The organism is Maribacter sp. TH_r10 (assembly GCF_033101095.1).
In the GTDB taxonomy this organism is placed as follows: Bacteria; Bacteroidota; Bacteroidia; order Flavobacteriales; family Flavobacteriaceae; genus Maribacter_A; species Maribacter_A luteus.
The window spans coordinates 650,256-665,611 of the sequence record NZ_JAWMPY010000002.1; the positions used below are offsets into that span (position 1 = coordinate 650,256).

The window sequence follows — 15,356 nt, forward strand, 5'->3', positions numbered from 1 at the left end:
TAAATCCTTTAAAATTTCATGTAGTAAGTAAAACCGGCAGAAACAGCCCAATAGAAATTTCCAGCATCATAGGCCAACTCTTGACGGGTCAATCCTAAATTAGCTTTATATAAATGAGGTTGTTTTTTACCTGAAAATTGATATTCTAGATTAAGCTGTTGGGATTCTACATAAAGAATGGTCTCTGCCAATAGTTCATCACCATCCCTCAATTGTCTTAAATCCGCAGAGTAACCATAACCTGCCATTACACCGAAGTAGTTCTCACCGTCTTTTAAATATTTACGCCCTAGGATCGTTCCCGAAACCCCTACTGGTTTATCTTTATTAAGAGATATGTAGGGCCTTGCAGAAATATAATAATTGCCCCGGTACATACCTAGGCTTCCGGTGATAATGTTCGCTTGCGTAGTTTTAAAATCTAGATAACGAACACCTGCCGATATTTCAATGGATTTGGGCAAATTAGCATATAATTCAGCCCCTACCCTATGATTTGGAAAAGTCGGGGCATCTGAGAATGCATAATTGGTATAGGCATATATTTTTTTAGAGAATTTTGGATACGCATCCAATTCATATTGGATTCCATTGGTTTGAAAACGATTGCTGAAATTAATACGGGGTATGATGCTCCCTATTTTTGTCGCTCTTTTATATTCTAGACTAGAATAGATCATTGGATCATAGGCCTTGTCAAAAACATCGTAACTATTTGATATGGCTATACTGTTCTTATATACTTTTTCTTCTAAAATGGATTTCCCGGTATTTTCATCAGGTTTTTCTGAAAGGGTTTCAATAGATCCAGGTGTATGTTTTAATATTTCAGTCCTGAGTGCTGTCAACTGATCATCATCCTTTATATAACGTATCGCCTTATTGGCCAACCCTAAGGCTATGTAATACTCTTTGGCATAAATTTCATTTTTGATGGCGGCAATCCAGGTTTCTTTGTTCTTCTTATCTATAGATGTTATTTTGTTGAATTGTTTTCTTGCTTCATCATAATCACCATCCCAACTGTAAGTACTTGCCAATAAGTTCCTGACATCATTGTAATTCGGATATTTGGTTAAAACAAGGTTCAAAGTGTCTTGGGCAATGGCATGTTTACCATTAAATGCCAATTCCCGAGCTGTGAGCAAAGATTCGTCGGGGTTACCCTTATATTCCCTTTCTTGTGCCAAACCCAGGAAACCAAAGAAACAGCCCAATAAAATTAGATATGTTCGTTTAATTCTCATTTGATATCTACGGCTACGATATTAGTTTCCTTTTTAACATGTTCGGTTGCTTTTTTCAAAGCATTTTTTCTTATTTGTTCTTTGGCCCTAGTTATCTTTTCATTAATTTCTCGGGATGAAATACCTTTTTGTTCAATTGTTTTGAATAGCTGATCGGCCTGTTCACTTTTATCCGCCCAATAATAGGTGTCCAGCAAAGCGGAATATGCGTCGGTATATGTAGGGTATTTTCTAATTACTTCTGATAATAGAACTATTGAAGTTTTATAGTCTTTCTTCCATGAATGTATTCTCCCGATCAAAACCTCGGTATCTGCATGCCTGGGGATTTTACTTAAAATATAATTTGCCAACAATAAAGCTCTGTCCCAATCATTATCAATTGCCAAATTTCTAGCGGTCTTATAGGCCTTGTCGAAATCATTGCCATTAAAGACACTTTGAACCCAAACCATTTCTGCCTTGGTAAATTCTTTCGACCCTTTAGCATACAAAGCTTCTGAACGAGGAAGGATTTTATTATTGGCCGTTACATATTTGTTTACCGCCTTAAAATACCTGAAATTGTCCTTTGCTTGGGTAACAGGGGCATTATCTCCTGGTTTATCCAATACTAGATCATTATTGATGTGGTACACTCTTGAACCTGAAACAAATAGGTTTTCGTGAATATAATCATGTACGTTTTTCTTATTCCTAAACAATGGGATTTGTTTGGTTTTTTTGAAAATCCCTTCATGAATAAGATCATCACCCAACCAGGCTACTTTATTTGGGACTTTCATTTTATAATTTCCATCTAACATAGAAATGAGGGATGGGGCTATGTCGGCATGGGACACTAAGGCATCTATTTTTTTTGGATATTTCAATAATGGCCCAAAAGCCATTAGGGGAACTTTGTATCTTCCCAGATTATCATCCTGTGGTAAATCTTTCAAATTATGACTTCCTGTAATGATAAAAACGGTGTTGTTGTAATTGGCTTGCCTTCTATAGCCTTTTAAAAAATCCTCTATGGCCTGATCGGCATACAATAAACTGGCAAACACTTCCTTGTTCCTGTTCACCAGTTTCTTTGTTCTTTTATCCATTTTAGAGGCCATGAGTATCCGGTCAACTTTTTCCTCATACTCTTTCTGGTCAGGAATAAGAAATGGATTCTTTGTGCTTAAGGTCATGAAGACATCCAACCTTGGCATACTTGTAAACTTATCCAATGATTGCCATTTTCTAAAAAGCTCTTTATCCGGATATCCCAATGATATACCCGCAGCATCCTCGTCTTGCAATCGATACCCATCTCCAAATCCTTTTTTGTCCAATATTTCATCAACTCGTTCTTCATCCAAAAATCTATCCAAGCCGTTCAATGCGCTGTTGCCCCCATAACTAAATGAGGTTCTATATCCATTTTCTTTAAGAACGCTGAACATTGTTTGGCGGTTTACCTTACTCTCAAGATTTGTAAATCCGTTTTTACCAAAGGGTAAGGACCCCATAATTGAAGGTAAAGCCGCAAAACCCTCACCCGTATTACTGACATGGTTTTTCCAGTAGAGTGATTGGTTCGAAAGAGATTCTAAAAATGGAGTGAAACCTTTGTATTTTGCGTTTTTTCCAATGAAGTCAGAACCAAGTCCGTCAACGATCAATACCACTATATTCGGTTTCGTTTCAGCAAGATTAAAATAGTTGTCCAATCTTCCTTTGCCCCCCCTTTTCTTAATTAACGGATATTCAGCGTCACCTTCATATTTGTTGAAATCGAAAATATTGTTAACGGCACTTTCGATATAATGTTGAGTTTTATTCTCATTGATCGGTTTCTTTTCAGAATTCAGGGTGGCCAAGAACATACTGAACAAAATAATCGTTAGTGGGAACGTTCTGCTCACCACATTGTACAATGACTCGGTAACTTTACCAAACCAAAGAAATAATAATATGGTTGCCACTAAGACGATTACTATGGGTAAAACAGAATAGCCTTCCCTGACGATTTCCACAAATCTGAACATATTATAGTCCAGAACTTCATAATTCTGAATATAATGCTCGATCAATGCCCCTTCGATAACAATTAGAATCCCCAAAACTATTTTGGAGACATTGTAACCCAAGTTGGCTTTTTTATTTTCTAAATAATTGAACAAAAATGCCAATATGAACGCCATCAGGGCTCCAAAACCAGTATGGTGCATTATCAACAACAAGAAACTTTTATTCAAGAAACTATCCAATACACCGTCAAAATACAACCTTAAATTTTGATATAATGACAGCAATACCATACAACCAAAGAAGGCAATCACCAAGGGAATGAAATCCTTTAGCTTTTTACGCTTTAAATTGGATGATATGTTGTTGTTTCCTTGCATTCTATGAAGCTTTGGCAAATCCTTTTCGTACTTGGGATCCCCAACCTGATTTAATTTTGAACAGTTTTTTGTAATTACCCCTGATTGCGGCCCAAACGACTATCGGGTGAAAGAAGAAGGGTTCTATTACAGCGCAGAGCATTAGGGTCAGAATATCCTTTGTTTTTCGGTATTCATTATAGGAATAGACATCCCATAAAATGGCAAAAAAGGAGAACATGACCGAAAACATGTAAACCGTCGCTGTTATGGCAATGAAAAAATCCAAGTTTAAAATTCCTAAATAGATAAATAGAATTATTGAGAAAAAACCGAAGAATTCCAATAAAGGGGATAACCACTCGTAAAAGAACCAATAGGGAAAACTTACCATTCCCAACCTACCATATCTAGGATTAAAGAACATTTCGCGATGTTTATACAAGGTCTCTAAGTTTCCTCGGCTCCACCTATCCCTTTGATTCACCAAGATCTTTAAATCCTCTGGAACCTCTGTCCAACATAACGGATCTGGAATATATTCGACGGTGTATGGAACTTTGCGTTCGTGCATGTATTTACGCATTTTGAATACAATCTCCATATCCTCGCCAACGGTATTCGTGTCGTATCCGCCTACTTCCATTGCGATTTTCCTATCAAAAAAACCAAATGCCCCGGAAATAATCAAAAGTCCATCAATACGGCCCCATGCCATTCGACCAAGAATGAAAGACCTTGTGTATTCCAATAATTGAAATTTGGCGAGCCAATTTTTCGGTAATCTAATCTCTTCTAATTGCCCACCGGTAATCGTACAAGAATTTGCCACCCTGATTACACCACCCACCGCAACCACCTTCTTTTTTGACCGTTGGTAAAATGATTTGGCCACGTGTAATAATGCATCTGGTAATAAAAGACAGTCCACATCAATGCAGCCAACATAAGTGTTGGTTGACAGTGCCATACCCGTGTTCAGGGCATCGGATTTACCGCCATTTTCCTTATCGACTACGGTTAATTTTGAAAAGGAGCTTTGTTTTGATTTATAAATTCCCCTTACGGGTTTTGATTTCCAATCAGGATTGATTGGTTGATGTATTTTTTCTAGATTATAAGCATCTATCATCTTTTGCAAGGTTTCATCCTTACTGCCATCATTTACAACCATGACCTCATAGTTTGAATAGCGCAAGGATAAAAGTGACCTAACGTTTTCAACAATCGTCAATCCCTCATTATATGCAGGAGCAATTATTGTAATTGCCGGCTCTAAAGGTGACCCTGCAATTTTACTAAGATCATCAAAGCTATTTTTATGCTTATAGTGTAAAGAGTTTCTGGACGCTAAATATCCCATGGCGGTAAACAATGTGAACAACACTACCGTGTATGTTAAAAACACAATGTTTATATAATCCAGGATTATATTTAAGAGATCGTTATCCATTTAGTTTCTCTAGTAATCTATTAGGTATTGACCTTAGTTGAAATAGTAACCCGAAGTTTTGATTCTTATTCAAAAAGGATTGGGACATATTCTTTATGGCATTCCCTCCAGGGCCAATTAAAGCGAATTCATCAGTGAAAATCAATAGATCATCATCTTCATTGACCAAAGAATTTTCATGGGAATCAGAAAGAACATTTGTTTCAACATCCATTTCTTTAAGTGTCTTTTCAGAAAGCCGTTCTTTAAGCTGGGCCAAAGTTGATTCTGCTTTTGCACTTATTTCAATATTGGGGTCCTTTAATAATCCAGTGAGGAATGAGATTTCCTTATTATCACCAACGGCAACTATTTCATCCAAAAGGATCAACTTTGATTCTGTATCACAGGAGTGGAACAACTCTTCAAAAATGCTATGCCTTACCGATTTGACTTTAGGGTCTATTCTTCTTTCTATGGTATAAACAACGTTTTGGATTCGCTCTTGAATCAGTGGTCTTGATTCTTCCAATAATAAATCGAGTAAGAAGGGAATCTCCCGATGATCACCCAATTCTTCAATATCGGACAACAATCTAATCAATACTGCCGTTTCATTATCGAATTCATAAGGTTTAGGTATCAAAGACAAAATTGATTCGATATCTTCCTTTGGAGCCTGGTTAACATTATCTTGTTGAAATTCTTGTGATATAGGCCAATCAATGAATACATTGTCTTCTTCGTCAATTAACTCCTTATTCATTGACTGTTCATTGGCCAAGTTATTTTCCAATATCTCCTCAATAACGGTTTTTCCCTCCTCTATTATTGTTTCGTTGAAATCATTTTCAACTTCCTCTTCGGGTTTTGGAAATTTGACTTCATCATTGTCAATTATGTTCTTAAGTTCTTCCTCAACAACGATAGGCAAAAAAGTTAGGTCTTGAACGGTAAATTCAAATTCTGGGTTATCAGATTCTTTTTCTTCCCTATCCATTATTGTAGTGTTTATCTCATTATTAACAATATCAAAGTCAGTATTGTCTTCCTGCTTTTCCTCTTTCGGTTCATTGGACACCACTATAGGTAAGAAGTCCAAGGCGGTTTCTGATAGGTCAAACATAGAACTTTCAAATCCCTCGATTTCTTCTTTATTTTTAAGTTCTATTTCATCCTTAAATGCATCTGACCCAATAGCATTGTATAAAATATTTTCTTCTGATGCTGACACTACAATCGGTAAAAAATCCAGATTTTCTTGCCCCACTTCTATATGCACTTCCTTTTCACTTGGAATTTTAGATTCTGATTCATAACCTGAATCTGGAATATTCAATTCTTCTTGAAAGATTTCTTTTGACGTTTCTTCCCTATGTTCAATTGGACTCTCATCGTTGAATTCTTCAATTTCCTTTTTTTCGATTATATCATCCGGCATTTCATTGTTGGTCACATTCTCAATACCTTCAGTAGGCATTATAGTTTCTGGAACTATAGTGTTGATTGCGCTCAGCGCTTTGCTTTTTACGGTAAAATCGAGTTTTTTTCTTTCAATTTTTCTTAAAAACACAATATCTCCCTGATCACCTAATAAGCTAATGGCACCAAGAATAGATATTTTGACTTCAGTTGAACATCGCCAAAAAACCTTCTTTAACATGTCTTTTGCTTCTACGACATTAAAGATTTTTAAACATTCTATAGCCTCTAATTTGATTTGATCGTTTCTATGTTTCAATAATTCTATCAGAGAGGCCCTTGCATCATTTTGGTTATAATGTTTGATTAGTCTAAGAGCGAAAAGAACAACATGTTTGTTTTTAGAGGTGAGCCATGTTTTGAATTGAGGTGGTTTGAAGTCTTTATTGTTACGTAAGATCTCTAAAAGACTAAGTTGTTGCCACTCTGATATCTTATACTTTGTGGTGTCCATGAAGTATGAAATCCCTTCATTCTTAAGGGTAATTGTTGCAATTTCCGCCTGCTTTCTTATCACACTTCTTTTGTCATTGATAAAGCGCACAATATATTGATATGATTCGGTCACCTGCATATGGGAAAGCTCCAAAATCCCTTTGGAAACCATCTCCCAACGCCAACTTTCGAGTTTTTTGTAGGCATCTAGATGTAATCCTAAATTTTTATAGAGATCAATTAACTGTTTTAGGGCCTGACCGGAAACATCCCTTCTGAGTTCCATAAGCGTACTCGCCAGCACCTCACGGTTAAAATTATCGTTCAATAACTCCCTGATATGGATCTTGTGCTCTATATAAGTGTTTTTTTCTTCCTTGGAACCATTTTCGGAATAAAAAATAAACTCACTTATCATAGGGGAAAGCTCTCTCTTTTTTTCTAAAATTTTACGTGAACGAGCTGAGATCTTATTTCTGTAAAAGAAAATGCAGACAAAGAAAATAAAACCGATTCCAACAAACAGCATTGTTAGATCCCACAAAAGATCCGTATGGATCTTTGGGGCACTTAACAGTAAATTTATGCTATATGTTAGGCTATACGTCAATTACTAAACTTTCCTTAATTCCCTGTTTATTCTCATTATCAATTCCGCTGGACTCACTGGTTTGGAAATAAAATCATTTGCCCCCAAATCAAATGCTTTCAATACATTCTCTTCATTACCTGCAGATGAAATTATTATTATGGGAATTTTGAAGTTAAGCTCATTACGAACATAATCCACAAGCTCTAGTCCAGAAAAATATGGCATCATAATGTCACTAATGATTAAATCTGGGACCTCCTTTTCCAAATGTTCCTTTACTTCTTTACCATTGCTACTTATATTAACTTGAAACCCCTCTTTTTGAAGGCGGAATTTAAGTAATGAAGCCAATAATTCATCATCCTCTGCCAGTAGTAGTTTATATGTATCCATTTGGGTTTACTTCTCGTTCTTAAGTTTCTTCAGTTCATTGTCAATGTCCCTTTCAACTAAATCATATTCCTGTGTAAAGGAAACTAAAAGGCCTTTCAATTCGTCCAGATTCTTTTTTTCCTTGCTTAGCGTTTGCACCCTCAGAACTATATTCAATAATGTGGTTGCTTGAACCATTTTTAATCCAGATTTAATTTTGTGTGAGGCAAAAGCCAAGCTGTCATAATCTTCATTTTTTAAGTGAACTGAATAAGCGCCAATAAACTCGAGTATGTTGAGTTTAAAAAGTCCTACGAGCTCTTCTAGAAAATCATGTTCACCGAAACTATCATCCTGTAAAGTTTTGAGGTTTATTCTTTTGGGGCACGGTAATGCTGTTTGATGCATTTCTTCTTCGTTTAATGTACCTTTACGGGAAATCTGTCCTCTACCGCAATTATCAATCAGTTTCATAAGGAGTTCTTCAGGGTTAAATGGTTTTAAAATCAAATCATCTATGCCATATGCGCTACAATCCTCTTTTTCATGGGCAGTAATATCGGCTGTAACTACAATAATTGGAATATTCTTTATTTGGGGAGATTTGCTTTCTCGTATCTGTTTGGTAATCTCAACACCACTCATACCTGGCATTCTTAGATCCATTAGAATAAGATCAATATTATGCTCTTCAAGAAATTTTAGTCCAGCTGGTCCGTCATCAGTTACATATGACTTACATCCCCATGCCTTTAATCGCTGCTTAAATAAGCGTTGGTTCATACTATTGTCCTCAAAAACCAGGATTTTTTTGCCTTTTAAAGGATTATCGACTGAAATTTGATCATTGATTTCAGGATTCTTTTGAGGTATAGAGGATTCATTGCCTTTTTTAAAGGGTAAATTGAATTTAAAGACGGTTCCTCTGCCTAACTTACTTTGAACTTCAATGTTTCCGTTCAAGAGTTCTATTATTTGTTTAACAATATTCAAACCTAGGCCAGAACCCCCATAATTGACCGCGGTATAATTATCTGCCTGTCTAAAGTAGCCGAATATGTGTTTAATGTTTTCCTCGGATATTCCTATACCTGTATCAGATACGACAAACTCCAGGTTAATAGTATCATTGCGGTGGTTTTTCAAGGATATCTCCAGTAAAATCTCCCCTTCTTCAACAAATTTAATGGCATTCCCAATGAGGTTTAATAAAACTTGTGAAAGTTTGGCGGCATCACCTTTCAACACTTTGGGTATACTTGGGTCAATTTTTGATCTCAGTACTACTTTGTCGTTAGTAATCAAAGTGTTGCATAGATACAATATATTGTCGATGACACCATCAAAATTAAAATCATCTTGGTTTATTGTTTCAAGACCTTCTGAAAGTTTGGTAAATTCCAATAACTCATTGATTATCTCAAGAAGTGAATTTGAAGCAACTTGAATAGCCTCGACCTTTTCTAATTGATTTTGGCTCAATTTCTCCTCTTTAAGTAAATCCGTAAATCCAATAATTCCGTTTAAAGGCGTACGAATTTCATGGCTAACATTGGCAATAAGCTTGGTCGCATTGCTTTTACCACCAACAGGCAATGGATTTTCCTCTAAAATATCTTGCTCATTGGAATTGGGCGTCCACTGTTGTGAAACAGCAGGGACCCCTTGGAAAACCATTTGCTCCAAGCGTCCTTTGAATTCATCGAAGCTTTTTTTAAGAAGAGCACTGTTCTTTGTATTTAGTTCCTCAAAAGAATATTCGTTGAGTGTAGATTCAATATTATCTAGTTGGTTAAGTAATTTTCTTGCCTTCAAAAGGTAGGTTTATTTGGGTTAATGATATGTGCTAAGTTGATAAACTCTTACGTTATTGTCTTTAACATAGATCTTAGACGTTTTAAAGCTCTTCATAATCAGAAGTATCTGCAATAATTTGTTCTCGAATAACCCTTATTTGTTGTCAAATTCCTTTATTTGTAGGTATAAATAATTTGCCATATGAAAAAACTACTTTACCTCTCTTCTTTTTTTCTATTATTCAATTGCGCTGAGACAGTGAAAAAAGCAGAGATAAGCGGAATTGACAAGGTCAAGGAAATACATGAAAAGGTGATTACAATTGATACCCATGACGATATCAATGTCAACAATTTTACCGATTCGGTTAATTATACACAAAGGCTAACGACCCAGATCAACATTCCCAAGATGATCGAAGGCGGTTTGGATGTTTCTTGGCTTATCGTTTATACAGGTCAAGATTCATTGAATGCCGAAGGTTATGCCAAGGCCAAAGCAAATGCCATGGCCAAGTTCGATGCCATACACAGACTTTGCGAGGAAATTGCCCCGGATGAGATCGAGTTGGCCCTTACTTCGGATGATGTACGCAGAATCGTCGCTTCAGGAAAAAAAGTAGCCATGATCGGGGTAGAAAATGCATATCCCATTGGGGAAGATCTTTCAGGTTTTGAAGAATATTATAACCTTGGGGCCAGATATATCTCCTTGTCGCATAATGGGCATAGCCAATTCTGTGATTCTAACACCGGGGAAGAGGACGATATTTGGCTTTATAATGGGCTAAGTGACTTGGGCAAGGAAGCTGTAAAAGAAATGAACCGTTTGGGCATTATGATAGATGTTTCCCATCCTTCAAAAGAATCCATGGTACAAATGATCAATTTATCAAAGGCACCGATTATTGCTTCCCACTCTTCAGCAAGGGCGCTTTGTGGTCATAGTCGTAATTTAGATGACGAACAACTGTTGATGATGAAAGAAAATGGAGGGGTTGTACAAACCGTTGCCTTCAGATCTTATTTGAATACGGAAAAGAACGATAAGCGTACGGCTTACATGAAGAACATATATACCCAAGTTGCAGATTCATTAGGGATAGCTTGGTATGAAAGGTCCCAGATCAAAGATCTGACCGAGAGCCAGAAAGAAGATTTTTTCAATAATTACCGAAAGGTAATGGATATCGGTACCGAAATAGCCAAAACAAAAACCGATGTTCCGGAAGATGTGAGTGTGGTCGATTTTGTGGATCATATTGATTATATGGTAGATTTAATAGGCATTGACCATGTGGGTATCAGCTCCGATTTTGATGGTGGTGGCGGAATTGAAGGATGGTCAGATGCCTCAGAAACCATGAACGTGACCGCTGAACTTGTAAAAAGAGGATATACCGAAGAAGAGATTGAAAAACTTTGGGGAGGTAACTTACTTCGGGTTCTTGATGAAGTACAGGCCGTTGCTGATGAACTTAGTAAAAAAACAACGTAAGCGATTCAATAATTTTATATTTAAATAAAAGGGATAGACTTCAAATAAGTTCTATCCTTTTTTTTATGCCATTATTTATAATTCAGGGGTACTTTCTTATCCGAAATTGACAATAAGAAATTTTTTTAAGATTAAATGGAGATAATTCTTACGATTTAATGTTTTTGTAATAAAATAATGTAACATTCCATTTATATTTGATACTAATCAGAAAATTAATTCAATAAACTCAGAACATGAAAACACTAAAACTATGTATTGCAATTTTGGCCATGACCTTTGTTGCACCTTTAAGCGCACAGACCGCGGATGAAATCCTGGACACCTATTTTGAAAATATCGGAGGGCTTGAAAAGCTCAAAAGTGTAGAGGGAATGAAAATGGTAGCGAAAATAAATCAACAGGGAATGGAGATTCCTCTGGAAGTATTGCAATTGAGCGATGGTCGACAGATGACCACTATTAATTTTCAAGGAAAAGAAATAAAGCAAGGTGTTTTCGATGGTGAAACCTTATGGAGCCATAATTTCATGACCATGAAGGCTGAAAAAAGTGATGCGGAGGCCACTGCAAACTTTAAATTGAATTCAAATGATTTCCCTGATTCATTTATAGATTATAAAGAGAAGGGATATACCGTAGAATTATTGGGGAAAGAAACCATAAGTGGAACGGAGACTTTCAAGATAAAATTGGTCAAAGAGCCTATTACCGTAGATGGTAAAGAAGAAGAAGATGTATCTTTCTATTTTTTCGATACGGATAATTTTGTCCCTATTGCCGTTCAATCCGAAATTAAATCGGGGCAAGGAAAAGGTATGGTTCAAGAAATGACATTCAGCGACTATGAGGAGGTTGATGGTATATATTTTGCTTTTTCAATGACCCAAGGGGTAAAAGGCCAGCCAGGAAATCCTTTGACTATAGAAAGTATTGAGCTGAATCCCACCGTTGAAGATGGAATATTTGCTTTTCCAGAGGAAATAGCAGTAGACGAAAAATAACAACAACATTTTTAAAGGCCCTTTCTTCTCAAAGGGCCTTTTTATTTAATATCTTTTATCATGAAAAAAATATATATCCTTATAGCCCTATTGGGGCTTGTAAGCTCGTATACAATAGTTGCACAAGATAAGAATAACGATGGTAAGGCTTTGTTTGGAGATATGACCGCTAGGCATATTGGCCCTGCCCTTATGAGTGGTCGTATCAACGATATGGAGGTGCACCCTACCAATAGTAGAATCATTTATGCAGGTACGGCTGGTGGCGGAGTTTGGAAATCGAATGATGCCGGTACTACCTTCAACCCTATTTTTGATGATTATTGCCAATCGATCGGAGCAGTTGCTTTAGATCCCAATGATCCGGACAATACCATATATGTTGGTACGGGAGAGACTTGGACCAGAAATAGTGTTTCTGTAGGTGACGGTCTATATAAATCAACAGATGGTGGTGCCAACTGGAGAAAGCTCGGTTTTGATAAATCAGAACGTATTGCCAATATCATTGTGAATCCAAAGAACCCAAAAGAAGTTTATGTAGCCGTTTTAGGTGCACTTTGGGGAGATAGCGAGGAAAGGGGTGTCTACAAATCAACAGATGCCGGTGAAACATGGAACAAACTCCTTTATATAAACCCAAAAACGGGATGTGCTGATTTGGCCATGGATCCTAATGACCCCAATGTGCTTTATGCTTCTATGTGGGAATTTAGACGTACGGGCTGGAGTTTTGAATCCGGCGGGGAAAATAGTGCATTGTATAAATCAACTGACGGGGGTGCAAATTGGTCCAAAATCCATAATGGGTTTCCTTCCGGTAAACTAGGGCGATTGGGAATAGCGGTGGCCCCATCGAACCCTAATGTTCTTTATACGGTCATTGAGGCTGAAAAAGATGAGCGTAAAGGGTTGTATCGAAGTGATGATGCAGGAAAATCTTGGAAGCAATTGAACAATGATTTCGGAATTACGGTTAGGCCTTTTTATTTTTCCCGTATCGTAGTGGACCCCCTTGATGAAAATGTTATCGTAAAAGGCGGACTAAGCGGTTCTATTTCCAGGGACGGCGGTAAAACGTTCAAGAACCTAGGAAATATGCACAGTGATATACATGATATTGCCTTTAGTATCAAAGATTCGGATATTATGTACGTAGGTACAGATGGTGGGGTTTATCGTTCATGGGATGGTGGTACCAATATGGAGATAGTGGAAAACCTTCCCCTTTCGCAGTTTTACCATATTAGTGTTGATGATGCCAGTCCGTATAATGTATATGGCGGATTGCAGGATAATGGTTCATGGTACGGACCTTCCTCCTCTCCTGGTGGTGTTGAGGCCAGGGATTGGAATTCTGTGGGTTATGGCGATGGGTTCCGTGTATTAAAACATCCGACGAAAAATATTATTTATTCAGAAATGCAGGGTGCGGAGAATGTTTGGCGCTTTGATGTAGACCGTAACCTTTCTAAAACCATACAGCCTCTACCCTCAAAAGGTGTTGCCAAATTGAGATTTAATTGGAACGCTCCTATGGCGGTTAGTACCCATCAACCTGACCGGTTTTACATGGGGAGTCAATTTTTGCACAAGTCTGATGATATGGGGGATACATGGGAAATCATCTCCCCCGATTTAACCACGAATGATCCAACAAAACAGGCTCAGGAAAACTCAGGCGGATTGTCGAAGGATAACTCAGGAGCTGAAAACCATACGACGATCTTTACCATAGCGGAATCCCCTCTCGATGAAAATGTGATTTGGGTGGGTACCGATGACGGTAATGTACAAGTTACCCAAGATGGTGGTAAAACTTGGACGAATACCATTGGTAATATTTCCGGATTGCCAAAAAATACATGGACCTATCATATCGAGGCCAGTGTTTTCAATAAGGGTACGGCCTATGCTGTGTTTGAGGGCCACACACAAAATGATATGAATCCTTATACTTACAAAACAACTGATTTTGGCAAGACTTGGACGAATATCATTACCGATGATGTGGTTGGTTTTGTTCGAAATATCCAGGAAGATTATGTAAATCCCGATTTATTGTTCCTAGGTACTGAATTTGGACTTTACATAACCTTGGACGGTGGTAAAAACTGGAAAAAGTTCACTAATAATATGCCATCGGTGGCCGTACACTTCATTGATCTACAAAAAGAAACCAATGATTTGGTCATGGGAACCCATGGTCGCGGGGTTATCATCATCGATGATATTTCACCTTTAAGGGAACTGACACCTGAAGTGCTTAACAAGAACGTTCATTTCTTTGCTAGCAAGCCAACCGTTATCAATGAAAAAAGTAATTTTTCGGGCAGTTTCGGTGCTGAAACGCAATTTGTAGGCCGAAACAAGAGTAAAAATGCCCAAATAAAATACTATTTAAAGAAAAGGCATACGTTTGGAAAGATGAAAATGGAAGTTCAGGATATGGAAGGGAATACCATTTTTGAATTGGGTCCTGGAAAATCAAAAGGAATCAATATCGTTAATTGGACCGGTAAAATAAGACAACCTAAAGTCGCCAAAGGAAAAACATTCTCTTTCGGTGGGTTTACTTCCCCATATGTAGCCGCTGGTACGTATAAAGCCGTTATGACCAAAGGTAAAGAAACGTATGAGCAGACCTTTGAATTGGTTTATGACGAAAAATCATCATTAACAGCAGAGGAAAGGGGTTTTAAGAACAAGACCACAATGAAAATGTACAACATGACCCAAGAACTTGCCTATTTGGTATATGAATTGGACGAAATGATTGTAAAGGCAGAAAGTGATAAGAATACCAAGATGGTTTCTAAATTAAATGGCCTTAAAGAAACTTTGGTCATTACCACAGGTGATAATTATGTGGGCTCTGCAGAACCCCAATTACGGGAAAAAATGGCCGATCTTTATAGTAAATTGGCCAACAATTATGATAAGCCTACCAAATCTGAATTGGAGAGTTTGAGTATAATCTCAGAACGGTTCGATACGGCAAAAGCGGATTTTATGAAATTGAAGAAAAAGTTTAAGACCAAGGATGATTTTTCTGTAAAGACATTTCAAGAGTTTTTAGAGAGCAAGTAAAGAGTTTGGATTGTATTAAAAAGGCCATTGGCGATTACGCCAATGGCC

At 37.2% G+C, this 15,356-nt stretch carries 9 protein-coding genes; 3 read left to right on the plus strand and 6 right to left on the minus strand.

Annotated features, from left to right (window positions below; all coding sequences use genetic code 11):
• Window positions 1-8 precede the first annotated feature (8 nt).
• The 6 genes from R3X28_RS08195 to R3X28_RS08220 all read right to left on the minus strand — a co-directional run bounded on the left by R3X28_RS08195 (window position 9) and on the right by R3X28_RS08220 (window position 9,735).
• Window positions 9-1,247: a YaiO family outer membrane beta-barrel protein gene (locus R3X28_RS08195; protein ID WP_317663918.1), complete on the minus strand. Its 1,239-nt coding sequence runs from the start codon at window positions 1,245-1,247 to the stop codon at window positions 9-11.
• Entirely contained in the window at window positions 1,244-3,628 is a 2,385-nt protein-coding gene (locus tag R3X28_RS08200; protein ID WP_317663920.1) for an LTA synthase family protein, read from the minus strand. Before R3X28_RS08200 ends, R3X28_RS08195 begins: the two co-directional genes overlap by 4 nt.
• Before the next feature lies 1 nt (window position 3,629).
• Window positions 3,630-5,060 (minus strand): glycosyltransferase family 2 protein, encoded by a 1,431-nt coding sequence (locus tag R3X28_RS08205; protein ID WP_282054860.1) that lies wholly within the window; start codon window positions 5,058-5,060, stop codon window positions 3,630-3,632.
• The gene (locus R3X28_RS08210) at window positions 5,053-7,374 is read right to left on the minus strand and encodes a hypothetical protein (RefSeq protein ID WP_317663922.1); all 2,322 of its coding nucleotides are present in this window, start codon (window positions 7,372-7,374) and stop codon (window positions 5,053-5,055) included. Before R3X28_RS08210 ends, R3X28_RS08205 begins: the two co-directional genes overlap by 8 nt.
• Window positions 7,375-7,569: 195 nt before the next feature.
• On the minus strand, window positions 7,570-7,941 hold the full coding sequence (locus tag R3X28_RS08215) for a response regulator transcription factor (protein ID WP_317663924.1): 372 nt from the start codon (window positions 7,939-7,941) through the stop codon (window positions 7,570-7,572).
• A 6-nt stretch (window positions 7,942-7,947) separates the two neighbouring features.
• Entirely contained in the window at window positions 7,948-9,735 is a 1,788-nt protein-coding gene (locus R3X28_RS08220) for an ATP-binding protein (protein ID WP_317663925.1), read from the minus strand.
• A gap of 183 nt (window positions 9,736-9,918) precedes the next feature.
• Here R3X28_RS08220 and R3X28_RS08225 point away from each other — a divergent pair, with 183 nt between their 5' ends.
• The 3 genes from R3X28_RS08225 to R3X28_RS08235 all read left to right on the plus strand — a co-directional run bounded on the left by R3X28_RS08225 (window position 9,919) and on the right by R3X28_RS08235 (window position 15,308).
• Window positions 9,919-11,214 (plus strand): dipeptidase, encoded by a 1,296-nt coding sequence (locus R3X28_RS08225; RefSeq protein ID WP_317663927.1) that lies wholly within the window; start codon window positions 9,919-9,921, stop codon window positions 11,212-11,214.
• A 236-nt stretch (window positions 11,215-11,450) separates the two neighbouring features.
• On the plus strand, window positions 11,451-12,218 hold the full coding sequence (locus R3X28_RS08230) for an outer membrane lipoprotein-sorting protein (protein ID WP_154365354.1): 768 nt from the start codon (window positions 11,451-11,453) through the stop codon (window positions 12,216-12,218).
• Between the two features lie 60 nt (window positions 12,219-12,278).
• Window positions 12,279-15,308: a WD40/YVTN/BNR-like repeat-containing protein gene (locus R3X28_RS08235; RefSeq protein ID WP_154365352.1), complete on the plus strand. Its 3,030-nt coding sequence runs from the start codon at window positions 12,279-12,281 to the stop codon at window positions 15,306-15,308.
• Window positions 15,309-15,356 lie beyond the last annotated feature (48 nt).

Coding starts and splice junctions, on each gene's coding strand:
- R3X28_RS08235 (WP_154365352.1), top strand. CDS start 12,279: ATGAAAAAAATATATATCCTTATAGCCCTATTGGGGCTTGTAAGCTCG.
- R3X28_RS08205 (WP_282054860.1), bottom strand. CDS start 5,060: ATGGATAACGATCTCTTAAATATAATCCTGGATTATATAAACATTGTG.
- R3X28_RS08210 (WP_317663922.1), bottom strand. CDS start 7,374: ATGATAAGTGAGTTTATTTTTTATTCCGAAAATGGTTCCAAGGAAGAA.
- R3X28_RS08230 (WP_154365354.1), top strand. CDS start 11,451: ATGAAAACACTAAAACTATGTATTGCAATTTTGGCCATGACCTTTGTT.
- R3X28_RS08200 (WP_317663920.1), bottom strand. CDS start 3,628: ATGCAAGGAAACAACAACATATCATCCAATTTAAAGCGTAAAAAGCTA.
- R3X28_RS08215 (WP_317663924.1), bottom strand. CDS start 7,941: ATGGATACATATAAACTACTACTGGCAGAGGATGATGAATTATTGGCT.
- R3X28_RS08195 (WP_317663918.1), bottom strand. CDS start 1,247: ATGAGAATTAAACGAACATATCTAATTTTATTGGGCTGTTTCTTTGGT.
- R3X28_RS08225 (WP_317663927.1), top strand. CDS start 9,919: ATGAAAAAACTACTTTACCTCTCTTCTTTTTTTCTATTATTCAATTGC.